Below are 21,910 nucleotides of genomic sequence, written 5' to 3'. Positions count from 1 at the left end.
GATTGCGCGATTCATCGACGATGCGCTTTACGCGTGGTGCCGGCGTGATGCCCCTGCCTGACAGCCGACGCGCGTCGACGCTCGCCAGCCGAATACTGCCGGCGGGCGTGGACGAGGCCGCATGGCTCATCCTCGCGAGCCGCGGCCTGCGCGGTTTCTGCGATGGCTTCATTGCCGTGCTGCTGCCCGCGTATCTGCTGTCGCTCGGGCTTTCGCAACTGGATGTCGGCCTGATCGGCACCACGACGTTGGCGGGTTCCGCAATCGCGACGATCGCGGTCGGCATGCTCGCGAGCCGCTTCACGCAGCGCCGCATGCTGACGCTCGCGGCGGTGCTGATGGCAGCGACGGGAATCGGCTTCGCGAGCTTCTCCGCATTGTGGCCGCTGTTCGTCGTCGCCTTCGCCGGCACGCTCAATCCGAGCTCCGGCGACGTCAGCCTGTTTCTGCCGCTCGAACAGTCGCGTCTGGCGCAAGCAGCCGACGGCGACGCGCGCACGGCGTTGTTTGCCCGATACAGCCTCGTCGGGGCTGTTTCGGCGGCGGTCGGATCCCTTGCGGCCGGCCTGCCGATCTTCGTTGCATCACATACCGGAATCACCACGCTGAGCGCGATGCGCGGCATGTTTCTGGTCTATGCGGCGACGGGCATCGTCATCTGCATACTGTATCGGCGACTGCCGCGCCCGGAGACGCACGCCGCAACGCAGGCGCCGCCGCCGCTCGGCCCGTCGCGCCCGATCGTCATCCGGCTGGCGATGCTGTTCAGCGTCGACGCGTTCGCGGGCGGTCTCGTCGTCAACTCGCTGTTGTCGCTGTGGCTGATGCAGCGCTTCGGCCTCTCGATCGCCGCCGCCGGCCGGTTCTTCTTCTGGGCGGGCCTGCTTTCGGCCGGCTCGCAGCTCGCGGCCGCGCCGTTGGCGCGCAGGATCGGCCTGCTGAACACGATGGTGTTCACGCATATCCCGTCGAGCGTCTGCCTGATCGGCGCCGCCCTCGCGCCAACGTTGCCGCTGACGTTGACGCTGCTGCTGATGCGCAGCGCGCTTTCGCAAATGGATGTGCCGACACGAACCGCCTACGTGATGGCGGTCGTCACGCCGGCGGAGCGACCGGCAGCGGCCAGTTTTACATCCGTCCCCCGCAGCCTCGCGGCCGCGCTCGCGCCGACATTGGCCGGCGGCCTGTTCGGTCTCGGCTGGCTCGGTGCGCCATTGCTCGCATGCGGTGTGTTGAAGATCGCGTACGACCTTTCCATGTTGCTTGCTTTTCGACGCGTCAGACCGGATGGCGACCGGGCCCGGTAAATGCGGCAGCGGTCGAACAACAAGGAAGCGAGGAGCCACGCAAAGCGACGCATCGACGTGAAACATGCGCGCTTCTTGTCACCCCATGTCAATGGAAGGCCCACCGATGCGAGTTCTCGACAGATTTGTCCCCGCGATCGCTGCCAGCGCGATCCTGTGTGCCGCTGCGAACCCGGCAGCAGCGCAACAGTACCCCGCGATCGATACCGCCGGCATCGAGCAAATCACCGGCCTGAAGGGTTCATATTCGGAAAAGGAGAAAGTCTTCAAGGTTTCGAAACCGCGCAACGACGTGAAGATCCAGATCGACGACCGGGCCATGCCACCGTTCATGGGATTGACGTCATGGGCCGCCTTCATGCCCGGGCATCACGGTCAGTCGATGATGATGGGTGACACCGTGCTGTTCGAGGACGAGGTGAATCCCGCAATGAGCGCCGCCCTCGATGCCGGCCTGCAAGTCACAGCCCTGCACAACCATTTCTTCTTCGATCGACCCAGGGTGTACTTCATGCACATCGCCGGCGACGGCGATACGACCAGACTCGCCGAAGGCGTGAAGAAGGTCTACGACACGGTGACCGAGATCCGCTCCGCTCATCCGGCACCGGAAAGCATGTTCCCCGGACACATCGCCGAACCCAGCACCATTACCGCGGAACCGCTGGACGCGATCCTCGGCAGGAAAGGTCAGACCAGCAACGGCATGTACAAGGTGGTCGTCGGCATGACGACGAGCATGCACGGCATCAAGGTCGGCAACGAGATGGGCGTCAACACGTGGGCAGCCTTTGCCGGCTCGGACGACGACGCCATGGTCGACGGCGACTTCGCGATGCACGAAAACGAGCTGCAGACCGTGCTCAAACGCATGCGCGCCGCCGGCATCAATATCGTCGCCATCCACCAGCACATGAGCGGAGAAACGCCGCGCATCCTGTTCCTGCATTACTGGGGAAAGGGCAAGGCGACTGATCTGGCGAAGGGCGTCAAGGCGGCGCTCGACGCCCAGGCGGCCGTCCCGCGCTAATGCCGTGCAACGCGTTGCCGCCGCCGTCTCCCGGTAGCGGCGGTGGCCGCCGCCGCGGGAGGAAATCATGAAATACCTGAGACACTGGCGCGATGGCGTTCCTCCGTTCGTCGCACTCTTCGCCCTGTTCGCGACATCGGGCATGCTGGTTCACCGCGTTTGCGCCGCGGGCGACGATACGTCGATCGGCGCCCTGCCGCTGAAGCACGTCGCGGATATTCCGTTGCCGGGCAGACCGACCCGGCTCGACTACGCAAGTCTGGACTCACCCCGCAACCGGCTCATGATCGCCCACCTCGGCGACGACGAAGTGATTGCTTTCGATACGCGTGCATTACGCGTGATCGCACGGATCACGGCGGTATCGTCGGTACATGGCGTGCTTGCCGTGCCGGAGGTGTCGCGCATCTACGCATCCGCGACCGGGTCGGACGAAATCGTCGCGATCGACGCCGCGACGCTGAAAATCGTCGCGCGCGTGCCGGGCGGGCATTATCCCGACGGGATGGCCTATGCCGCCGATGCGCACAAGCTGTACGTATCCGACGAATACGGAAAAACGGAAACGGTCATCGACGTCCGGAGCAACCGGCGCGTCGCGACGATTCCGCTCGACGGCGAGGCCGGCAACACGCAGTACGATCCGGTCTCCCGACACATCTTCGTGAACGTCCAGACGCGTCGTCAGCTCGTCGAAATCGATCCGGCGACGGACCGTATTGTCGACCGTCTCGACTTGCCGGGTGCGAAAGGCAATCACGGCTTGCTGATCGAGCCGCGCAGCCGCCTCGCCTTCATCGCGTGCGAGGACAATGGCACGCTTCTCGTCTTCGATATGCGCGCGCGGCGTGTGGCTCGAGCGTTTCATATCGGTGGCGGGCCGGACGTGCTGGCGTTCGATTCCGCGTCGAACGTGCTCTATGTCGCGGGTGAAGCCGGCGTCGTTTCGATGTTCGGCGTCGGAGGCTCGGATGTCGTCAAACTCGGCGAAGGCCGGCTCGGGCCGAATGCACACGTCGTCGCTGTCGATCCGGCCACGCATCGCTCGTACTTTCCGCTGAAGGACGTCGGCGGCCGGCCGGCGCTGCGTGTGATGGAAGCGGAGCGTGTAGCCAACCCATGATTGACCTGTCGGCTGGTGGCCCGGCCGTCGAGCGTCGACGCCAACCGATTCGCACCACCAGCAACCCGAGCACGATCCGGCTGCGGGCTCCCGGAAAACAATGTCTTGGGCACCATATATAAATCAACGACCTGGACATCTTTTTTGAGGCGAGCGCATGCCACTCGCCTCAGAAAAAGATGTCCTTGTGCACAGAAACTCTCAGAAAAGTTGTCCTTGGAAGCATCGCTTGCCTGCGTTCGCGCACTCCGTTAGAACCAAGCGGAGAATGCCGTCGATCAAGTCTGCACGACATCCCGACCGGAACCTCTTCGCCTCAGTCAGTCACAGCTAGCGGCCGTTGTCCTGCGCGCTGAGGCATCGGCGGGCGTTCACCTGGAATTTTTGGAAATGGCAAACGTCTCCGTATCGGAGACGATTTTGATGCGCCGCTTCCAGATGATGTGCACGCCGTATTTGAAGGTCGTTGGGCCTGCACATCGGCGACGACTGGAATTCACCGATTGTTCGGCCATCCCATTAGCTCAAGCAACTTCCGACTGTTCTCCGTTAGAGTCGCCAGCGTTTCCAATTCTGAGCAGCCCCAACTCGACCCGAGCAATTGCGCAGTTCGCTCCATACTCCATGGCTGAACCGTTGCGCCACCCTCGCTCGCGAATGGACCATCGCTTTCGGGAACGACTCTGTCTCGGGGAAGCCTAGCAGCGAGTGCACGCCCCGCTGCGCTGGCAAACGCAGCAGGGCCCAAGCTGAACCAGCAGCCCATTTTGTGGGCAACTTCCACCTCGACCAAGGTTCCGCTGAACCAATGAAGCACAGCGGTGCCGAACCCGGGATTTTTCAGAAGGATGGGCAATACCTCCTTCACGGCACCTCTGGAGTGAATGCTGAGGGTCTTGCCGCCGAGCTCTCTGCTCCGAGTTACAACGGCTTCGAACACCTTGCGTTGCGCCGGCAAGCTCGATTTGAAGGGATAGGAGCCATCCATTCCCACCTCGCCGATGGCCATCGCTTTCTCCATCTGCTTGAGCAACTGAGGGAGCTCGCCCGCGCGCTGCTCGACCAGTTCAGGATGCAGCCCTGGGGTGATAAGCACGCGCGGAACGTGACCAAGGACCTTTGATGTGGCTGCATAGGCGCGAGGGCTTGTAGTCACGAGCCACGTGAACTCGTTACGACGTGACGCCTCATCGGTGACGGCTCTCGCGCCCGGATAGAGGTCTAGGTGGCAGTGGAAATCCATCACAGAACGCCGTCTCTACGAAGAATTGCTTCGACCTCAGAAAGGCCTCGTCTCATTGTGTCCCGATACGATTCTCGGTCGGTCGTTGGGGCAAATCCGAGAGTTGCGCCGAGGAATCGGTCGAGCCCCTGCTCCTCGACGGTTAGGACCGCAAGCGCTGCCGCCATGGCGTCATCGGGGCCGCTCGATTTGTCTGCAGCAAGAAGTGATTCGTATCTGTAGTCCGTTTTATCTTTCCCAGGCCCCCAAGCATGAAACGCACCTTTTCGAATCATGCACGGGACGCATCGGCCACAGTGCTGTCGATTGTAGGTTCGGAACCGACCGCAACTCGTCGTGCCGCTCGCCAGTTCCTTGAGCAAATCCTGATTGAGGCATTCTTGAAGCATCTGTCCTTTCGTCTTGAATCGATAGGGCAGCTCAAGCGCGATGTCGAGGCCGACTCCATCCAGCAGCTCTTGCATCATCGAGATGAATTGAGGATGCGTCGTCTTCGTGCTCAAGCTCGACACACGGCCCGGCACCAAAGGCGGGTTGATACAGATGAAACCGTTCTCCGGAACGTAGACCTGAACTCGGTTCCCTTGCAATCTTGATGCCGCGAGTACGGCGAACGCATAGAAGGCGAGCGACCGAGCACGCGTCGATGGTTCGCGTTGGCCCGGAAAATTGATGCCATGGCTCCACTGCCAATGTGAGTCGGCCCCGCCCAGCCGGCGAGCGTACAAGATTTGCTGATGGGAATCGTCGTGAGCGCGTTGGGATACGAATACCGGCCGGCGACCTTGCGACACGAGGTTGATACCACCGATCAAGCTGTCTAGGCCTCCCGAGAGAAGGCATACACAATCGTGAGGCACATCTGCGACCTTGCCAGCGGGCGGTGCTTCGCCACCGACGATGAAGTGGAGCTTCCAATAGTCTCCTGTCAGCAGCTTGAGCATCTTTTCCAGGTGCTCTTCGAAGCCGACCCACCGCATCGGCTCGTGCAGGCCGACCGTAAGGTCGATGACTCGAGTCCAGCCATCTGCGCTTGTCTCCCGCAGGCAAGCTAAGTCTGCCGCACAAACAGCGAGGCAAAACTGAACGAAATCCCACGTGGCCGCGTTGGGTGCAAAGCCTCTGCGCTTCAGCAGCCGCTTCCAGTTATTGGCGATGTTTCCGACGCCTGCTCGCCGACTCGAACGAAAGAACGAGAACGCTTGCTCGTCAGGTTCAAGATTTGCCGGGAGGCTATCCGGGCTAGTGCATAAGATTTTCATTCCCCGAATACCTCCAGAGTTTTCGACAGGACATCGCGCGCGAGCCCATGGGGGTCTACCGGTCTCGGTCCCAATTTGTCTAGTTCTACTCGGACGAGTCCGTGGACATATTCACGGACATCGTTCCGGTTCATTTGCACTTGCTGCGGCGTGTACTTCAGCTTTTCGTAGGTTTGGCCGAGCAGCAGGTCCATTCGGTTGCAGATATCGTTGGCGACGGTGAAGCCGATGACATTTGCGATTTGCTGGTCTGTGAGGTCGAAGACATCCACGTCGGGGGACCTCTCGTACAGCATAGAGAGAGTTTCCGTCGCCGCGTTGCGAAGCGACTCTTCATCGATGCTTCCCGAATTGGGTATGACTTCTCGCACCACTTCCAAGATGAGATCGTTGGCCGATAGATTCGCAGCTCGAACGCGCGCGACCCAATCTACGACTCTTGGATTTGTCCCATCACGTGCTTGGGTAAGGAATTGACCCAATGCCCCTGCGCCCTGCGCGGTTGCACGCATGGTTCTTGCCGCCCGGGCTGGGCCCCCCATCCCTCGCGCGACCATGCGCCTAGCAGCCGACTTGATTTGGTCGCGACCACCTCCTCGCAACGCACCCGCTAAGGCTGTGCGAGCTCCTGCGAGGCGTCTCGCAGGGTTCAGGGGAGGAAGCTGCGGGTCTCCCAGCGCGTCAGCACCGTTTTCCACCATCTGACCATCATCGTCTGCAGCGATGTCTCCTTCATCGGCGCCGTCTCCACCGTCACCGTTGTCTCCGCCGTCGATGTCGCCGTCATCGCCGATCACAGCGGGCCCCTCGAGCCATTCTGGGTCAAATGGTGAGCGCGGGCCGCCACCTTTGCTCGAAGTTGAGGTCCCCATTACTTATTCCTTTTGTCCTGTTGGTCGATTGCGCGTTTTACCTTCTGGTCGATATCAGGGTGGGCCGACCATTTATCCAGTACGTCCTTGGCCCATGCCTGTGCTTTGAGTTCGGGAATAATACCGACCCCAATGTCACTAATCGGGGCGGTGAGCAGCATCCGCGTGGCCTGCTCAACATGCTCCGGGAATGCTCTGGCAACTTCGATAAGCATCAGTACGTCCTCAGCCTTCTTCCACCCACGCTTAGGCGACTTAAGCGCCCACGCACGCGACAGTGCCAACCCTGCTTGCACTGACCCAGCGTTGTTGATTGCTGTGGCGAGTGGGTGATTTCGCGTTGTTGCCTCAGCAAGCGCATCGCGTAGTCCGCGTCCGACTGCGGTCAGTTCGTCTGGTCCGAAATCGCGGGTTGCGGTGTCCCGACTGAGGTGAAGAAGAGGGCGGAGATCAACTTCGCCCAGCGGGGGAGCAAGCCCAAGCCATTGGGGTATGAATGGGTCGTCTACACCAAATATTCCTGTTAGCGGCTCTCCGGCTTTACTACGTTCCTCAGCGACTCTCAACGCCTCCACGCGTCCGTCAAACTCTGATGTCACAAGGTTCGCGAGCGCCGTCGCAAGCGTCGGGGCGCAACGTTCGACGAGGTGCCATTTTGCGAGAGCCTGAAGGTCAAGTTTGATGCCTTGCGGCTCAGCCAAGCTTGAGCGAAGGAAGACCGTGTTGAGAAATCGCTTCATCAAGCGAGGGTTCCCATCGACTGCACCGGACCTCGTCAGTAATGGCGCTAGTCCGTCGGCTAGCCGCATCAGTTCGACCATGTCCTGGTTGCCGGCAGCTTGCGCCTCCAAAAAGTCGAGTGTGACGGAATCCCCGCGCCACGCGTCTCTTAGTCTTTTGGACACAGCGTCTTTGGCGGCTGCGAATTTATCCTCTGCAAACTTTTCGTCCTGACACTCCCTCTGCAGCAGCAAGAGTGCCATGTATGCTTTCGCTTCGTTCACGCCGAGCCGTGGCACATGAAGAGGAACCTGAATCAGTTTGTCGAAGTAGTTCGTCGCGACCTCGTCCTTGATTTCCGTTCCGGCAAAATGAATGCGAACTGCGCCCTTGATGAAATCGTTGTCGGCCGCGATAACGAACGCAGTCCGCTTGATAAATAGTAAAAGTCGGATGGATTCGAGCGTGGAAATAGCTGTCTTGGGCAGGCACCGGTCAAGGTCATCCACGAATACCACTAGCGTGATTTTCAGCTCTTCCAACAAGGCTTCGAGCGCCAAACGAAACTCATGTATCTCGTTCGGCAGAGAAAGCGGCTCCGCTTTCTTGAGAAGTCCATCATCCTTCTTGTCTTCCTTTTTATCGCCCTCGTCACTCTTATCACTATCGAGTAAGCCGAATCTTTTCATGGCTCTGCCAATCGTCCCGATAGGAACGCCGGTCAGATAGGTAGCGGCGGCCTCGCCACCAAGTTGTACGACGCGTAGCACGTTTATGCGCTTCAGAAGGCGTACAGCCTTGTCGCGCAGCCCTTCTCGGTCGCTGGCTTCCTCGAGAATTTTGTCACCAACTAACTGCAACAGAGCGCTGCGGGCGCTATCGAAGTCTTGATAAAGCCAAGGGTTAAACGTGACAAAAACGTAGCTGTTATCACCAGGCTTGTTGAGTCCTTCGAGACGTTCTCCCACCATCTTCACCAGCGAGCTCTTGCCGGCGCCCCATCCGCCGGATATCCCGACAGAAATCGGCTCGCCGCTGGTCTGTTGAAGCAACTTCGCGCAAGCATCCGCTACGATGCCGAAGTTCAAATAGTCAACGGTAGTTTCGTTGTCATGCCACACTGGTTTGGCCCTCTCGATGCGGTAGCTCAGCGTTGGGTGAGTTCAAGTAAGCGCTTTTTTTGTGGATCCGATGCTTTGGTATAAATGGTAAATCACATAAGCGATCGCCCATATCAGATTTTTACTTTATAGAGACGGCGAAGGCGCCTTGAGTTTGTATCTATATAAAATAAAGTGATTTACAACGGGTTATTGAAAGTCGTGCGATTCGACGCGCAACCCGCCAAGTAGGTCGCTGCGGTCGGCAAGATGCTTCGCCACGAGGCGCCAGACCTTACCTTCGGCCTGCCAAAGACCTATACGGCCAGCAGCGATGCGCCGAGAGCTTCGCGGCGGTACTTTTCCAGCAGCGCGGGCTAGAGAATGACGTTCGTTCGACCGGATTCGTCCTCAATCGTGATGAATAACACGCCCCTTCGCAATCCGTGGTCGCTGCCTAACTATCACGATGCCGCACGAGATGCTCCTCGAACCGCATTGGCGCGCTAAGCAAGATTTCCAGCTCAGTCGGCGGGATGGCCAATATGTGGCTCATGTTATCGCAGGCATGCCACTTAAGACGAACGCAGTTGGAGGAGGCTTGGCAGAGTTACGTCTTGCGTAGCTTAGCGTTTGCCGTTCGCGCTCCCCCGCTCCTGCCTCTGCCAATAAGCGTTCGAAGTGAAGTGGCAGTTGAGTGCCCTCAGTGCGGCAACAACAACACGATGATGTCGATCTAACATTGCGTCAAAATCCCGCACTGCCAAATATTGATCCGCAGATTCTCGCAGAGCGAGTCAGATCTCGTCCCCAACGCGTGGGACGCCGTCTTTTATTCAAAAATAAATTGAGATTGCGGACATCTTTTCTGAGTGTCAACAACGATTCCGCTCCAGTCGCCCCTCCCCGTACCGGCATCCATCCATCAAACTGTACCGGTACTGTACAGAAAACCGTCGCTACACTGGCTCCATCCCAGTCCCGAACACGAATGGAGAATCCGCGATGGACTTCCTCACCGTCAGCGCATTGCCCGCCGGCATGCTGTTCGCGCTCGTCACGTCGATCACGCCCGGCCCGAACAATACGATGCTGCTCGCCTCCGGCGTCAATTTCGGTTTCCGTCGCACGATGCCGCATCTGTTCGGCATCAGCATCGGCGTCGCGATCCTGATGCTGTGCGTCGGCTTCGGTCTCGGCGAGGCGTTCCGGCGCGTGCCGGTGCTGTATACGGTCCTGGAAATCGCGAGCGTCGCGTACCTGCTGTACCTCGCATGGCGCATCGGCACATCGGGCGAAGTGAAGGCGCAGGGCGCCAAGCCGCGGCCGATGACGTTCCTCGAAGCCGCCGCGTTCCAGTGGGTCAATCCGAAGGCATGGATGATGGTGCTGACCGCCGCGACGACGATCCGCCTGTCCGCCGACTACGGGATGAACGCCGCGTGGATGGCCGTCGTGTTCATCCTGATCGGCTTTCCGTGCATCAGCCTGTGGGCCGCGTTCGGCCAGGGCCTGCGCCGCTTCCTGTCGAACCGCCGCGCGCTGCGCATCTTCAACGTGACGATGGCCGTGTTGCTGATCCTGTCGCTGTATCCTCTCGTCGCGCATCTGCTCCCGCAGTAAGCGCTCACAAGCGCCCCCGTTGAGCTTCACGCCACGCAGGCGTACCCTTTTGGTAAGGGCGCGTGCAGCCGCTTCGCCGGCTGCACCGCTGCTCTGCATGGAGATTGCCGATGAAGCCAATGCTGAAAGCCGGCGAGCACATCGAGGGCATGCACTGGACCGCCGAGTACCACCCGCTCACGCACGAGATCCGGGTGCTGCGCGAAAACATCGAGGTGGGCACGTACTGCGCGCCGCCCACGCTGTTCGGCGAGGAAGAAGAGATGGGCGCCGCGAACCATGCCGATCATCGCAGCCAGGAGGCCGCGCTGCGCGCGTATCTGCGCAACTTCGTCAAGGAACACGACGCGGAAGAGTAGCGGCGCGACGGCCGTAAAGTCGACGGGCCGCCAAAGCGGCCCGGTCCGTCGTTGCGAGTCGGCCGGCTCACGACCTATCGCAACACGCAAAAGGCCGGCGCATCGCCCCGGCCCCGATCACGCTCAATGCCCGAGCGACTCGATCTTGCCGCCCGGTTGCGCGACGCCGTGCGGTCGCGCCATCTGCTTGATCAGCAACGCAAGGCACGCAAGCAAGCCCGCGACCGCGATCGTCGCGAACACGCCCGCGAACGAGAAGTGCCGGCGCGTCAGTTCGGCGACGAGGAACGACCCGGCGATCCCGCCGAAGCGGCCGACACCGAGCATCCACGCCACGCCCGTGCCGCGCCCTTCGGTCGGATAGAACGCGGCGGCAAGCGCCGGCATCGACGATTGCGCGGTGTTCATCAGCACGCCGGCGATGAACACGACCAGCACGAGCAGCCCCACGTTCCCGGCCGCCTGCCCGATCGCATACACGCTGATCGCGGTCAGCGCGTAGCACACTGCGATCACGCGATTCGCATTGAAACGGTCCATCAACACGCCGCACAGCACCGCGCCGACGCCGCCGAGCGGGAACAGCGCGGAAATCAGCGTCGCGCTCTTCGGCGTGAGGCCGGCATCCTTCAGCAGGATCGGCATCCAGTTGATCGACGCGTAGAAGATCACGAGGCCCATGAAGTACGCGAGCCACAGCATCACCGAGCCGACGACGTACGAGCGCGACAGCACGACGCCGATCCCCTTGCTGCCCGTCTGCGGCGCGGATTCGGTCATCGCGAACGAGCCGGCGTTCAGCGCGTCGCGCGAGATCCGCGAAAGCGTCGCGCGGATCCGGTCGATGCTCTGGCCTTGCGCGACCATGAAACGCACCGATTCGGGCATCTTCAGCAGCAACAGCACGCCGAGCAGCAGCGGCGTCACGCCGCCGAGCATCAGCACGCTGCGCCAACCGAAATGCGGGATCATCCACGCGGCGAGAAAGCCGCCGAACGCGGCGCCCAACGGGAAGCCGCAAAACATCAGGTTGATCACGGTCGCGCGGCGTTTGTCCGGGCAGAACTCGCCCATCATCGTGACCGCGTTCGGCATCGCGGCACCGAGGCCGACGCCGGTGACGAAGCGCAGCACCGTCAGGTGCCCGATGGTCGTCGAGAACGCGGACGCGAAACACGCGGCGCCGAACAGGAACACCGAGCCGAGCAGCAGCGAACGGCGCCCGAGGCGATCGGACAGCGGGCCCGACACGAGCGCGCCGCATGCAAGGCCGAACAGCGCGGCGCTCAGCACGGGTGCAAGATCGGGTTTGGTGAGGTTCCATTCGCCGAGCAGCGACGGCGCGATGAAGCCGATCGCGGCCGTATCGAAGCCGTCGAGCAGCACGATCACGAAACACATCAGGAATACGAGCCACTGGAAGCCGCCGAACGGCTGCTCGTTGATGAAGGTCTGGACATCGACCACGGGTGCGCGATTCATCGCGAGTCTCCTATGTAAACAACGCGACCTGATGGCCGCGTCTTTCCTTGTTTGCGCGCCGATTCGCCGCCGGCGCGTCATGCGTCGTCGACACCTGCCGGCAGCGGCAGGCATCGCGATCGGGTCACGTCCGGCGCGAGCCGGCCGTGTTATTCAGCCGCATCCTGTTCCTTGAAGATCTTGTCCGCGAGATGGAACGCGGAGTTCGCGGCCGGCACGCCGCAGTAGATCGCGGTCTGCAGCAGCACTTCCTTGATCTCGTCGCGCGTCACGCCGTTGTTGCGCGCGGCGCGCAGGTGCAGCGCGAGCTCCTCGCCGCGGTTCAGCGCGACCATCATCGCGATGGTCAGCAGGCTGCGCGTATGGCGCGGCAGGCCGTCGCGCGTCCAGATCTCGCCCCACGCATAGCGTGTGATCAGGTTCTGGAATTCGTCGGTCACTTCGGTGCGGTTCTGGATCGAGCGGTCGACGTGCGCGTCGCCGAGCACCGCGCGCCGCACCTTCATCCCCGCTTCGTAACGTTGCTGGTCGTCCATCGTCGGTGCCTCACGCGGTCAGGAAGTCGAGCAGCGCGCGGTTGAAACCGTCGGTGCACTCGATGTTCGAAATATGCGCGGCGTCGAATTCGACGTGACGCGCGCCGGGAATCGCGGCGGCCAGCGCACGACCCTGGTCGGGCGGCGTCGACATGTCCTTCGCGCCGGTCACGACGAGCACCGGCAGCGCGATGCCCTTCACTTCCTCGCGCAGGTCGGCCGCGTTCAGCGCGTCGCAGTTCGCCGCGTAACCGTCCTTGTCGGTATGCACGAACGTGTCGCGGATCGCGTCGAACAGGCGCGGCTCGCGATCGACGAACGCGTCGGTGAACCAGCGCGGCAGCACGGCGTCGGCCAGTGCGGCCATCCCTTCCGCACGCGCCTTTTGCGCGCGCGGCGCCCACACTTCGGGCGAGCCGATCTTCGCGGCGGTGTTCGACAGCACGGCGCGCACGATGCGCGACGGGAAGCGCGCGGCGAGCGCGGCGCCGGTCAGGCCGCCCATCGAAATCCCGCAGAAGCACGCGCGATCGATGCCGACGTGGTCGAGCAGGCCGATCACGTCGCCCGCGAGCTGGTCGATCGTGTACGAGCCGGCCGGTGCTTCGGAATGGCCATGGCCGCGCGTGTCGTAGCGCAGGATGTTGAAGTGCTGCGTGAGCGGGCGAATCTGCGGTGCCCACATCTGCAGGTCGGCGCCGAGCGAGTTCGAGAAGACGAGCCACGGCGCGTCGTCGCGCGCGGCACGGTCGATCCGGTAATGCAGTTTCACGCCGTTGACAGTGGCGAAAGGCATCAGTGTTCTCCTGGTTGTGTCGTGCCCGCGTGCAGCGCGAGCACGGCGTCGACGTAGGCCTGCGCCTCGCCGACATAATGTGCGGGATCGAGCAGCCGCGCGAGCGCGTCGCGCGACAGATGGGCGGATACGGTCGGATCGGCGGCGAGCACGTCGAACAGCGTCGCGCCGGTGCGCACGGCTTCCTTCGACGCATGCTCGACGACATGATGCGCATCGAGCCGGCCGATCCGGTCGCCAAGCGCGAGCATCACGGCTTCGCCGAGAATCAGCCCGTGCGTCAGGTCGAGGTTCGCGGCGAGGCGTTCGGTGTTCACGTCGAGGCCCGCGACGATCTGCGCGATCTGCGCGAGCGCGCCGCCGGTCAGACGCGCGAGATCGGGCAGCGCATCCCATTCGGCCTGCCAGCCGCCGAGCGCGCGCTCGTGCTCCTGGACCATCCCGGCAAACACGGTCGCGACGAGGTTCGGCGCGCGCACCGCGGCGGTCAGCACGGCCGCGCAGCCGACGGGGTTGCGCTTGTGCGGCATCGTCGACGAGCCGCCCTTGCCGGCAGCCGCCGGTTCGCCAAGCTCGCCCACTTCGGTCTGCATCTGCAGCGACACGTCGCGCGCGATCTTGCCGAGGGTGCCGGTCAGCATCCCGAAGCACGACGCGGCTTCCGCGATGCGGTCGCGCTGCGTATGCCACGGCACGGCCGGCAGCGCAAGCTTCAGGTCGGCCGCGAGCGCGGCGCTCACGCCGGCCGCCTGCTCGCGCAGGCTCGCCAGCGTGCCGGCGGCGCCGCCGAACTGCAGCACCAGCGCGCGCTCGCGCAATTCGGCGAGGCGCGCGCGATGGCGCAGCAGCGCGTCGAGCCATTGCGCGAATTTCAGGCCGAGCGTGATCGGCAGCGCCTGCTGCAGCCACGTGCGGCCGATCATCGGCGTCGCGCGATGCGTGCGCGCGAGCGTCGCGAGCGACGCGCACGCTTCGTCGAGCAGCGGCTCGAGCACGTCGAGCGTGTCGCGCAGTTGCAGCACGGTCGCGGTATCGATGATGTCCTGGCTCGTCGCGCCCCAGTGCACGAACTTCGCGGCCTCGGGGTCGTCGGCTTTTACCTGGGCGGTGAGCTGCTTGACGAGCGGAATCGCGAGATTGCCGCCGAGCGCCGCGCCGTGCGCGAGCGCGTCGGCGTCGAGCCGGCCGGCGTCGCACGCGCGTTCGATCGGCGCGACCGCGGCGGCGGGAATCACTTGCCGCGCGGCGAGCGCACGCGCGAGCGCGGCCTCGACGTCGAGCATCCGCTGGATCGTCGCGCGCGGCGACCAGATCCGGTTGAGCGGCTCGGTGCCGCAAATGAGGGAGGTCAGGCGGGCGCTGTCTTCGAGCATGGCATCAGATTGGGGAAACGGCGTGCGCCTATTGTCTACCCAAGCGTGCCGGCGTGCGCGCGATCGCGCGCGCCGGCACGCTTGCCGTTCAGGCCGCGGCCTTGCGCGTCGCGTCGATCAGCGGCACGCCGGTCAGCTTCTGCAGTTCGTCGAACGACAGGTCGGTGAAGATCTCGCTCACCGCGAGGCCGTCCGCCGTCACGTCGAGCACGGCGAGATCGGTATAGATACGGCTCACGCACTGCACGCCGGTGACCGGATACGAGCACTGCGCGACGATTTTGCTTTCGCCCTGCTTCGTCAGATGTTCCATCATCACGAATACCTGCTTCGCGCCGATCGCGAGGTCCATCGCGCCGCCGACGGCCGGAATCGCGTCGGGCGCGCCCGTATGCCAGTTCGCGAGGTCGCCGTTCGCCGACACCTGGAACGCGCCGAGCACGCAGTAGTCGAGGTGGCCGCCGCGCATCATCGCGAACGAATCCGAGTGGTGGAAATACGCGCCGCCGGTGAGCAGCGTCACGTGCTGCTTGCCGGCGTTGATCAGCTCGTCGTCTTCCTCGCCGGGCGCCGGCGCCGGGCCCATGCCGAGCAGGCCGTTCTCGCTGTGCAGGAAGATTTCCTTGCTCGGGTCGAGATGGTTCGCCACCAGCGTCGGCACGCCGATGCCGAGGTTCACGTACGCGCCTTCGGGGATGTCCTGGGCGACGCGCTTGGCCATTTCGTCGCGGGTCAGTCGTTTCATGTCGGGTCTCCTCTGCTGTCAGGCGGCTTGCGATGCACGTTCGGCGGCCAGCTCGGCCGCATGCGCGGCCTGCGGCACTTCGACGACACGCTGCACGAAAATGCCCGGCGTCACGATGTGTTCCGGATTCAACCCGCCGAGCGGCACGACTTCCGACACCTGCACGATCGCGACCTTCGCGGCGCTGGCCATGATCGGCCCGAAGTTGCGCGCGGTCTTGCGGTACACGAGGTTGCCCCAGCGATCGCCCTTGTATGCCTTCACCAGCGCGAAATCGGCGTGGATCGGCGTCTCGAACACATACGACTTGCCGTCGATCACGCGCGTTTCCTTACCTTCGGCCAGCTTCGTGCCGAAGCCCGTCGGCGTGAAGAAGCCGCCGATGCCGGCGCCCGCCGCGCGGATCCGCTCCGCCAGGTTGCCCTGCGGCACGAGCTCCAGCTCGATCTCGCCCGCGCGGTACAGCGCGTCGAACACCTGCGAGTCGCTCTGGCGCGGGAACGAGCAGATGATCTTGCGCACCCGCTTCGCCTTGAGCAACGCCGCGAGGCCCGTCTCGCCGTTGCCCGCGTTGTTGTTGACGATCGTCAGGCCGCGCGCGCCCTGCTCGATCAGCGCGTCGATCAGCTCGGACGGCATGCCTGCCGTGCCGAAACCGCCGATCATGATGGTCGCGCCGTCGTGAACGTCCGCGACCGCCGATTGAAGCGATTCGAAAATCTTGTTGACCATGTCTCTTCCTGATACGAACCCGCGGCACGATGCGCGGCCTGTCGAGGGGGCACGCGCGTGTCGCGTGCCGCGTCGAAGGCCGTCGTCGACCTTCGGCATTTGTTCGTCATTCGAACCTAGATTCGATTAGCGAACGATGCGCCGATCATAGAGTCGTGCACAGCGCGTTGTCAAGGCGGGATCCCTCGGGGGGTGTCTGGTCGTCGAACGGCAGGCCGACGTAGTTTTCGGCGAGCGACTGCGCGGCGGCCCGCGAGCGCGTCACGTACTTCAGCTCGGCAAACTTCAGGCGATTGACGAACGGCGAGTCCTCCGGCGACGAGTGCAACATGTTCGTCATGAAGTACGAGAAATGCTCGGCGCGCCACACGCGTTCGAGACAGGTCGCCGAATAGCGCTCGAGCGGCGTCGCGTCGCCGTTGCGGTAGCGCGCTCCGAGCGCGCGGGACAGCGCGCGGACGTCGGCCACCGCGAGGTTCATCCCCTTCGCGCCGGTCGGCGGCACGATGTGCGCGGCGTCGCCCGCGAGGAACAGGCGGCCGTGCTGCATCGTCTCCGACACGAAGCTGCGCATCGGCGTCACGCTCTTCTGCGTGATCCGGCCCTCGGTCGGCGTCCAGCCGGTGTCGTTCGAGAAGCGCGTGTGCAGTTCGTCCCAGATCCGCGCGTCGGACCATTCGGCGAGGTCTTCGTCGGGCTTGCATTGCAGGTAGAGGCGCGTGACCGTCGGCGAGCGCATCGAGAACAGTGCGAAGCCGTTGTCGTGATGCGCGTAGACGAGCTCGTCGAGCGACGGCGCCGCGTCGGCGAGGATGCCGAGCCATGCGAACGGGTAGACGCGCTCGAACGTGTTCAGCCGCTCGGCGGGAATGGTCTGCCGCGCGATGCCGTGGAAGCCGTCGCAGCCGGCGATGTAGTCGCAGTCGATGCGATCCGCGCGGCCGTCCGCGTGCTTGAACGTGACGAACGGGTGCTCGCTTTCGATATCGTGCAGCGCGACATCGCTGACTTCGAAGTGCATCTGGTGCCCATGCGCGTCGCCGGCCGCGATCAGGTCGCGCACGACTTCGTGCTGGCTATAGACGGTGATCGCACGCCCGCCGGTGAGCGCGCTCAGGTCGATGCGATGGCGCTGGCCGGAGAACAGCAGCTCGATGCCGTGATGTTCGAGCCCTTCGCGGCGCATCCGCTCGCCGAGGCCGGCTTCGTTCAGCGTGTCGACGGTGCCCTGCTCCAGCACGCCGGCGCGGATGCGGTTCTCGCAGTATTCGCGCGAGCGCGCTTCGACGAGGATGGAATCGACGCCTTGCAGGCGCAGCAGATGGGAAAGCAAAAGGCCGGACGGACCGGCGCCGATGATGGCGACCTGGGTGCGCATTGTTCGTCTCCTGAACATTGGTTCGAATAATGGAACCCATTTGAGCGCTTTCCCGACTATGCGGCAACGCGATTTTGGAGATAAGTTGTATACGCTTCCCGGATACCGGCCTCACGATGGATACGCTCGATCTGAACCTGATTCCCTACCTCGTCGCGCTCGACGACACGCGCAACGTCAGCCGCGCCGGCGACCTGCTCGGCGTGAGCCAGCCGCGCGTGAGCACCGCGCTCGGCCGCCTGCGCGAGTATTTCGGCGATCCGTTGTTCGTGCGCACGTCGCGCGGAATGGAGCCGACGCCGCGCGCGCTCGCGCTGCTGCCGGCCGCACGCGATGCGCTCGCGCAGATCGAGCGCGGCCTCGTCGCACCGCACGACTTCGATCCGGCGGCGAGCACGCATACGTTCTCGATCGCGCTGTCGGACGTCGGCGAGATCGTGTTCCTGCCGAAGCTGCTGCAGGCGTTCGCGACGCGCGCGCCGCACGCGAACCTGCGCTCGGTCTCGCTCGGGCACGACGAAGTCGGCCGCGGCCTCGAAGCCGGCTCGATCGATCTCGCGGTCGGCTACTTCCCCGATCTCGACGGCAACAACTTCTTCCAGCAGCGTCTGTTCACGCACCGGTTCGTCTGCCTGATGCGGCGCGGCCATCCGCTCGAACAGGCGCGCCCGTTCACGGCCGAGCAATTTCTCGCGTGCGGGCATGCGGTGGTGCGCGCCGAGGGGCGCAGCCAGGAGGTGCTCGAGAAATACCTCGCGAAGCAGCGCATGCACCGCCGTGCGGTGCTCGAGACGCCGCACTTCATGAGCCTGCCGTTCATCCTGAGTCGCACCGATCTGATCGCGACGGTGCCGCATGCGATCGGCTATGCGTATGCGGCCGAGCATGCGTTCATCGTGCCGGTCGAGCCGCCGTTGCCGCTGCCGCGCTTCGACCTGAAGCAGCACTGGCATCGCAAGTTCCACAACGATCCGCGCACCGCGTGGCTGCGCGGCGTCGTCGCGTCGCTGTTCAACGACGAGCAGGACGAATGGCCGAAGTGACGCGGGGTGTGCGGCAGGCCGCACGCACGACCCGCGAAAGCATGAAACAATGTCCGGATATCCGCGCCGCCGCAGGCGGCCGCATTCGATGGAGCGACTAGATGGGTAAAAAATCCGCGCGGCCCGAGCCGGCCGCATCCCGGCCGAGCCGGGAAGAAGCCGAGGATGCCGTTCGCGTGCTGCTGCGCTGGGCCGGCGACGATCCCGCCCGCGAAGGCCTGCTCGACACGCCGGCGCGCGTCGTGCGCGCCTATGAAGAGTTCTTCGCCGGCTACGCGCTGGAGCCGCGCGACATCCTCGCGCGCACGTTCAGCGAAGTCGACGGCTACGACGAAATGATCGTGCTGAAGGACATCCGCTTCGAGAGCTATTGCGAGCACCACATGGTGCCGATCATCGGCCGCGCGCACGTCGCGTATCTGCCGAACCATCGCGTCGTCGGCATCTCGAAGCTCGCGCGCCTCGTCGACGCGTTCGCGAAGCGCCTGCAGATCCAGGAAAAGATGACCGTGCAGATCGCCGACACGCTGTTCGACGTGCTGCAGCCGAAGGGCGTCGGCGTGATCCTCGAAGCCGCGCATCAGTGCATCTCGACGCGCGGCGTGCACAAGCCGGGCGTCGAGATGGTCACGTCGCGCATGCTCGGCACGTTCCGCACCGATCCGTCGACGCGGCGCGAATTCCTGTCGATCGTCGCGAATCCTTCTTCAGTCAACCTGACGAATACGTAATGCAGTCCACGAAGCAAGCGGCAAACGCGCCGGTCGTGCTCGTGACCGGCGCCGCGCGCCGGGCCGGGCGCGCGTTCGCCGAGTATTTCGCCGCGCACGGTTATCGCACCGCGGTCCATTACGACCGCTCCGCCGATGCCGCTCAGGCGGCGGCCCGCGCGATCGCCGAACGCGGGCACGATTCGGTCGCGCTGCAGGCCGACCTGTCGGATGCCGCGCAGATCACCACGCTGATCGACCAGGTATATGCGCGCTTCGGCCGCCTCGACGTGCTGGTCAACAACGCGTCGGTGTTCTGGCAGGACCATTTCCCGAGCTTCGACCTCGCGGCGTTCGACCAGGCATGGGCCGTCAACTGCCGCGCGCCGATCCTGCTCACGCGCGCATTCTACGAACGGGCCCGCGCGGCCGGCACGCAGGGCGTCGTCGTCAACGTGGTCGACCAGAAGATCAAGGAAAACTTCCACCGCGACCATTTCAGCTACACGGTCGCGAAGGCCGCGCTCGGCAACCTCACGCAGATGCTCGCGCTGTCGTCGTCGCCGGTGCTGCGCGTGAACGCGGTGTTCCCCGGGCTGATGCTGCCGAGCGACGACCAGACGCAGGCCGACTTCGAACACGCGAGCCGCGCATCGACGCCGCTCGCGCGCATCGCCGGCCCCGACGACGTCGCGGGCGCGATCCTGCTGCTGACGGGCAGTGCGTACAACGGCGTGGATTTCGTCGTCGATGCGGGGCAGAACCTGATCCGCGTCGACCAGGACGTGCTGTACAAGCATCGCTCGCCGGCCGGCAAGCACTGACGAAGGGCTTGGTCGACGGCAGCCGTGTGCGCCGTTCGCACGCCGGCGTGCATGCATCGGCACACGCCTTCATCTACGCTGCGCGAACGACCGTTCCGCCGTTCGCGCGCCGCGTTACGGCTTCTCGGCGCTGCCGCCTTCGCGGACCTTGCCCTGCGCGACGCTCGTGCCGGGCGGCACGCTGTGCGTGAGCCACACGTTGCCGCCGATCACCGAACCGCGCCCGATCGTCACGCGGCCCAGAATCGTCGCGCCCGCGTAGATCACCACGTCGTCCTCGACGATCGGATGCCGCGCATTGCCCTTCACCAGCGCGCCGTCGCCATCGGCCGGGAAGCTCTTCGCGCCGAGCGTGACGGCCTGGTACACGCGCACGCGCTCACCGATGATCGCGGTTTCGCCGATCACGACGCCGGTGCCGTGATCGATGAAGAAGCTCGGGCCGATCTGCGCGCCCGGGTGAATGTCGATGCCGGTGGCCGAGTGCGCGATTTCATTGATGAAACGCGCGAGCAGCGGCACACCGAGTTGGTGCAGCGCATGCGCGAGCCGGTGGTGCATCATCGCGAGCACGCCGGGGTAGCACAGCAGGATCTCGGTGATGTGCTGCGCGGCCGGATCGCCCGCGTAGGCAGCCTGGATGTCGCTGACCAGCAGCGCGCGAACCGCCGGCAACTGCCGGCCGAACTCGCGCGCGATCTCGAACGCGCGTTCGTCGAGTTCGGCGAACGGCGTGTCCGCATGCTCGGGCAGGAACGGCAGCGCGCGGCGGATCTGTTCGGACAGGATCCGCAGCGTGCTTTCGAGCGTGTGGCCGACGTAGTAGTCGACGCTTTCGTCGGTCAGATCCGGCGCGCCGTAGTGCGTCGGAAACATCGACGCGCGCAGGCCGGTGACGATCTTGCAGATCGCGTCGCGCGACGGCAGCTCGCGGATGCCGCGCGGATGTCGCGTGCGATGAAGTTCCTCGCGCGATTCGCGCAAGCCGGCAACGATTTCTTCGAGGCCCCACTGACGGGCGGGTGATGTCGACATATGCCAATGCAGGCGGCCGCGCTCGATCGCACGGCCACTAATAAAGTGACGGGTTCCAGAAGATTACCGCGTTTTCGTCCGGCAGCGGCGCGCCGGGGGATCGGCCGGACGGCCGATGCCGCCGTCGCGCGACGGCGTCAGATCGTAATACTGCTCGCATCGATCCAGCGCACGGCCCAGTCGCGCGCGTGCGCGATCGCGTCGCCTTCGTCGTTGAACTGGAGCTCGGTCGGAAAAAAACGGTTCGCGACGAGTTCCCCGTCGCTCGATCGGGAGATCACGACGTAGGGTTTGAACGAGCCGTCGCTGGCGCGCGCGGGCGCGCAATTCAACAGATAACCGCGGTGCGTGAAGGCAGTAGTCGCTTGCATGAATCCGCCACCTCTAGTCCCTTGATTTGTTGTTCACTACCCGTCTTAAGGGTGCTGCGGCGCCCCGGTGCGGGCAGAGGCGGCGAGACCGCTTCCCCTGTCGCCGCTTCGCAGGAAATGAATCATACTCTGTAGAAAACGGGTCTTCTAGCTGAAATAAATCATGACAAATCAGCGCGCGCGGCACGACGGCGGCGACCGTCCGCGCGCCGTTTTCCCGTCTTGCCCGGAACGGGATTTGCTTCG

Annotated in this window: 21 protein-coding genes and 1 pseudogene; 8 read left to right on the top strand and 14 right to left on the bottom strand. The window is 63.9% G+C overall.

Features of this window, described 5'->3' with window-relative positions; all coding sequences use genetic code 11:
- Positions 1–146 precede the first annotated feature (146 nt).
- The 3 genes from WS45_RS05740 to WS45_RS05730 all read left to right on the top strand — a co-directional run bounded on the left by WS45_RS05740 (position 147) and on the right by WS45_RS05730 (position 3,460).
- Positions 147–1,307 carry an MFS transporter gene (locus WS45_RS05740; protein ID WP_257140306.1) on the top strand — a complete coding sequence of 387 codons (1,161 nt, stop codon included), beginning with the start codon at positions 147–149 and terminating at the stop codon, positions 1,305–1,307.
- Positions 1,308–1,413: 106 nt separating this feature from the next.
- On the top strand, positions 1,414–2,337 hold the full coding sequence (locus tag WS45_RS05735) for a DUF1259 domain-containing protein (protein ID WP_059698702.1): 924 nt from the start codon (positions 1,414–1,416) through the stop codon (positions 2,335–2,337).
- 67 nt (positions 2,338–2,404) lie between these two features.
- On the top strand, positions 2,405–3,460 hold the full coding sequence (locus WS45_RS05730; protein WP_059698700.1) for a YncE family protein: 1,056 nt from the start codon (positions 2,405–2,407) through the stop codon (positions 3,458–3,460).
- Between the two features lie 496 nt (positions 3,461–3,956).
- Here the strand turns inward: WS45_RS05730 and qatD are convergent, their stop codons facing one another.
- The 5 genes and pseudogenes from qatD to WS45_RS36035 all read right to left on the bottom strand — a co-directional run.
- The gene (qatD, locus tag WS45_RS05725) at positions 3,957–4,703 is read right to left on the bottom strand and encodes a Qat anti-phage system TatD family nuclease QatD (protein ID WP_059698698.1); all 747 of its coding nucleotides are present in this window, start codon (positions 4,701–4,703) and stop codon (positions 3,957–3,959) included.
- A complete protein-coding gene (gene qatC, locus WS45_RS05720; protein WP_059698696.1) occupies positions 4,703–5,965 on the bottom strand; it encodes a Qat anti-phage system QueC-like protein QatC in 1,263 nt (420 codons plus the stop codon). The genes qatD and qatC overlap by 1 nt, the downstream gene beginning before the upstream one ends.
- On the bottom strand, positions 5,962–6,762 hold the full coding sequence (gene qatB / locus WS45_RS05715; protein ID WP_218921627.1) for a Qat anti-phage system associated protein QatB: 801 nt from the start codon (positions 6,760–6,762) through the stop codon (positions 5,962–5,964). Before qatB ends, qatC begins: the two co-directional genes overlap by 4 nt.
- A 74-nt stretch (positions 6,763–6,836) precedes the next feature.
- The gene (locus tag WS45_RS05710; RefSeq protein WP_059698692.1) at positions 6,837–8,678 is read right to left on the bottom strand and encodes a KAP family P-loop NTPase fold protein; all 1,842 of its coding nucleotides are present in this window, start codon (positions 8,676–8,678) and stop codon (positions 6,837–6,839) included.
- Positions 8,679–8,867: 189 nt separating this feature from the next.
- A pseudogene (locus tag WS45_RS36035) lies at positions 8,868–9,134 on the bottom strand (hypothetical protein); the annotation flags it as partial.
- 528 nt (positions 9,135–9,662) lie between these two features.
- Between WS45_RS36035 and WS45_RS05705 the strand changes: the two are divergent.
- Together WS45_RS05705 and WS45_RS05700 are read left to right on the top strand one after the other, a co-directional pair.
- Positions 9,663–10,280 (top strand): LysE family translocator, encoded by a 618-nt coding sequence (locus WS45_RS05705; protein ID WP_059698690.1) that lies wholly within the window; start codon positions 9,663–9,665, stop codon positions 10,278–10,280.
- Between the two features lie 110 nt (positions 10,281–10,390).
- A complete protein-coding gene (locus WS45_RS05700) occupies positions 10,391–10,639 on the top strand; it encodes a hypothetical protein (RefSeq protein WP_059698687.1) in 249 nt (82 codons plus the stop codon).
- Positions 10,640–10,762: 123 nt separating this feature from the next.
- Here the strand turns inward: WS45_RS05700 and WS45_RS05695 are convergent, their stop codons facing one another.
- From WS45_RS05695 to pobA, 7 genes are all read right to left on the bottom strand, one after another.
- Positions 10,763–12,121 carry an MFS transporter gene (locus tag WS45_RS05695; RefSeq protein ID WP_059698685.1) on the bottom strand — a complete coding sequence of 453 codons (1,359 nt, stop codon included), beginning with the start codon at positions 12,119–12,121 and terminating at the stop codon, positions 10,763–10,765.
- 149 nt (positions 12,122–12,270) lie between these two features.
- Positions 12,271–12,657, bottom strand: coding sequence for a 4-carboxymuconolactone decarboxylase (pcaC, locus tag WS45_RS05690; RefSeq protein ID WP_059692656.1), 387 nt, complete (start codon positions 12,655–12,657; stop codon positions 12,271–12,273).
- A 10-nt stretch (positions 12,658–12,667) separates the two neighbouring features.
- Positions 12,668–13,453, bottom strand: a complete 786-nt coding sequence (gene pcaD, locus WS45_RS05685) for a 3-oxoadipate enol-lactonase (RefSeq protein WP_059698683.1) — start codon at positions 13,451–13,453, stop codon at positions 12,668–12,670.
- A complete protein-coding gene (locus WS45_RS05680; RefSeq protein ID WP_059698681.1) occupies positions 13,453–14,826 on the bottom strand; it encodes a 3-carboxy-cis,cis-muconate cycloisomerase in 1,374 nt (457 codons plus the stop codon). Before WS45_RS05680 ends, pcaD begins: the two co-directional genes overlap by 1 nt.
- 88 nt (positions 14,827–14,914) lie before the next feature.
- The gene (locus WS45_RS05675) at positions 14,915–15,571 is read right to left on the bottom strand and encodes a CoA transferase subunit B (RefSeq protein WP_012365076.1); all 657 of its coding nucleotides are present in this window, start codon (positions 15,569–15,571) and stop codon (positions 14,915–14,917) included.
- Positions 15,572–15,589: 18 nt separating this feature from the next.
- Positions 15,590–16,303, bottom strand: a complete 714-nt coding sequence (locus WS45_RS05670) for a 3-oxoacid CoA-transferase subunit A (protein WP_014900666.1) — start codon at positions 16,301–16,303, stop codon at positions 15,590–15,592.
- 145 nt (positions 16,304–16,448) lie between these two features.
- Positions 16,449–17,681 (bottom strand): 4-hydroxybenzoate 3-monooxygenase, encoded by a 1,233-nt coding sequence (gene pobA / locus WS45_RS05665; protein WP_059698679.1) that lies wholly within the window; start codon positions 17,679–17,681, stop codon positions 16,449–16,451.
- A 116-nt stretch (positions 17,682–17,797) separates the two neighbouring features.
- Here pobA and WS45_RS05660 point away from each other — a divergent pair, with 116 nt between their 5' ends.
- The 3 genes from WS45_RS05660 (at position 17,798) to WS45_RS05650 (ending at position 20,258) form a co-directional block, all read left to right on the top strand.
- Positions 17,798–18,724: a LysR family transcriptional regulator gene (locus WS45_RS05660; RefSeq protein WP_059692669.1), complete on the top strand. Its 927-nt coding sequence runs from the start codon at positions 17,798–17,800 to the stop codon at positions 18,722–18,724.
- A gap of 101 nt (positions 18,725–18,825) precedes the next feature.
- Positions 18,826–19,455, top strand: coding sequence for a GTP cyclohydrolase I FolE (folE, locus tag WS45_RS05655; protein ID WP_059698678.1), 630 nt, complete (start codon positions 18,826–18,828; stop codon positions 19,453–19,455).
- Positions 19,455–20,258: an SDR family oxidoreductase gene (locus WS45_RS05650; protein ID WP_059692675.1), complete on the top strand. Its 804-nt coding sequence runs from the start codon at positions 19,455–19,457 to the stop codon at positions 20,256–20,258. The genes folE and WS45_RS05650 overlap by 1 nt, the downstream gene beginning before the upstream one ends.
- A gap of 114 nt (positions 20,259–20,372) precedes the next feature.
- Here the strand turns inward: WS45_RS05650 and epsC are convergent, their stop codons facing one another.
- Both epsC and WS45_RS05640 read right to left on the bottom strand, forming a co-directional pair.
- On the bottom strand, positions 20,373–21,293 hold the full coding sequence (gene epsC / locus WS45_RS05645) for a serine O-acetyltransferase EpsC (RefSeq protein ID WP_059533573.1): 921 nt from the start codon (positions 21,291–21,293) through the stop codon (positions 20,373–20,375).
- 137 nt (positions 21,294–21,430) lie between these two features.
- Positions 21,431–21,664, bottom strand: coding sequence for a hypothetical protein (locus WS45_RS05640; protein WP_011659947.1), 234 nt, complete (start codon positions 21,662–21,664; stop codon positions 21,431–21,433).
- Positions 21,665–21,910 lie beyond the last annotated feature (246 nt).

The organism is Burkholderia sp. RF2-non_BP3 (genome assembly GCF_001522185.1).
Classification (GTDB): Bacteria; Pseudomonadota; Gammaproteobacteria; order Burkholderiales; family Burkholderiaceae; genus Burkholderia; species Burkholderia diffusa.
Note: the sequence above shows the minus strand (reverse complement) of the source record. Positions and strands in the feature narration are given on the sequence as shown.

Excerpts from the sequence above, each read along its gene's own strand:
- WS45_RS05735 (WP_059698702.1), top strand. The coding sequence starts at position 1,414 with ATGCGAGTTCTCGACAGATTTGTCCCCGCGATCGCTGCCAGCGCGATC.
- WS45_RS05730 (WP_059698700.1), top strand. The coding sequence starts at position 2,405 with ATGAAATACCTGAGACACTGGCGCGATGGCGTTCCTCCGTTCGTCGCA.
- qatD (WP_059698698.1), bottom strand. The coding sequence starts at position 4,703 with ATGGATTTCCACTGCCACCTAGACCTCTATCCGGGCGCGAGAGCCGTC.
- qatC (WP_059698696.1), bottom strand. The coding sequence starts at position 5,965 with ATGAAAATCTTATGCACTAGCCCGGATAGCCTCCCGGCAAATCTTGAA.
- WS45_RS05705 (WP_059698690.1), top strand. The coding sequence starts at position 9,663 with ATGGACTTCCTCACCGTCAGCGCATTGCCCGCCGGCATGCTGTTCGCG.
- WS45_RS05700 (WP_059698687.1), top strand. The coding sequence starts at position 10,391 with ATGAAGCCAATGCTGAAAGCCGGCGAGCACATCGAGGGCATGCACTGG.
- WS45_RS05695 (WP_059698685.1), bottom strand. The coding sequence starts at position 12,121 with ATGAATCGCGCACCCGTGGTCGATGTCCAGACCTTCATCAACGAGCAG.
- pcaC (WP_059692656.1), bottom strand. The coding sequence starts at position 12,657 with ATGGACGACCAGCAACGTTACGAAGCGGGGATGAAGGTGCGGCGCGCG.
- pcaD (WP_059698683.1), bottom strand. The coding sequence starts at position 13,453 with ATGCCTTTCGCCACTGTCAACGGCGTGAAACTGCATTACCGGATCGAC.
- WS45_RS05680 (WP_059698681.1), bottom strand. The coding sequence starts at position 14,826 with ATGCTCGAAGACAGCGCCCGCCTGACCTCCCTCATTTGCGGCACCGAG.
- WS45_RS05675 (WP_012365076.1), bottom strand. The coding sequence starts at position 15,571 with ATGAAACGACTGACCCGCGACGAAATGGCCAAGCGCGTCGCCCAGGAC.
- WS45_RS05670 (WP_014900666.1), bottom strand. The coding sequence starts at position 16,303 with ATGGTCAACAAGATTTTCGAATCGCTTCAATCGGCGGTCGCGGACGTT.
- pobA (WP_059698679.1), bottom strand. The coding sequence starts at position 17,681 with ATGCGCACCCAGGTCGCCATCATCGGCGCCGGTCCGTCCGGCCTTTTG.
- WS45_RS05660 (WP_059692669.1), top strand. The coding sequence starts at position 17,798 with ATGGATACGCTCGATCTGAACCTGATTCCCTACCTCGTCGCGCTCGAC.
- folE (WP_059698678.1), top strand. The coding sequence starts at position 18,826 with ATGGGTAAAAAATCCGCGCGGCCCGAGCCGGCCGCATCCCGGCCGAGC.
- WS45_RS05650 (WP_059692675.1), top strand. The coding sequence starts at position 19,455 with ATGCAGTCCACGAAGCAAGCGGCAAACGCGCCGGTCGTGCTCGTGACC.
- epsC (WP_059533573.1), bottom strand. The coding sequence starts at position 21,293 with ATGTCGACATCACCCGCCCGTCAGTGGGGCCTCGAAGAAATCGTTGCC.
- WS45_RS05640 (WP_011659947.1), bottom strand. The coding sequence starts at position 21,664 with ATGCAAGCGACTACTGCCTTCACGCACCGCGGTTATCTGTTGAATTGC.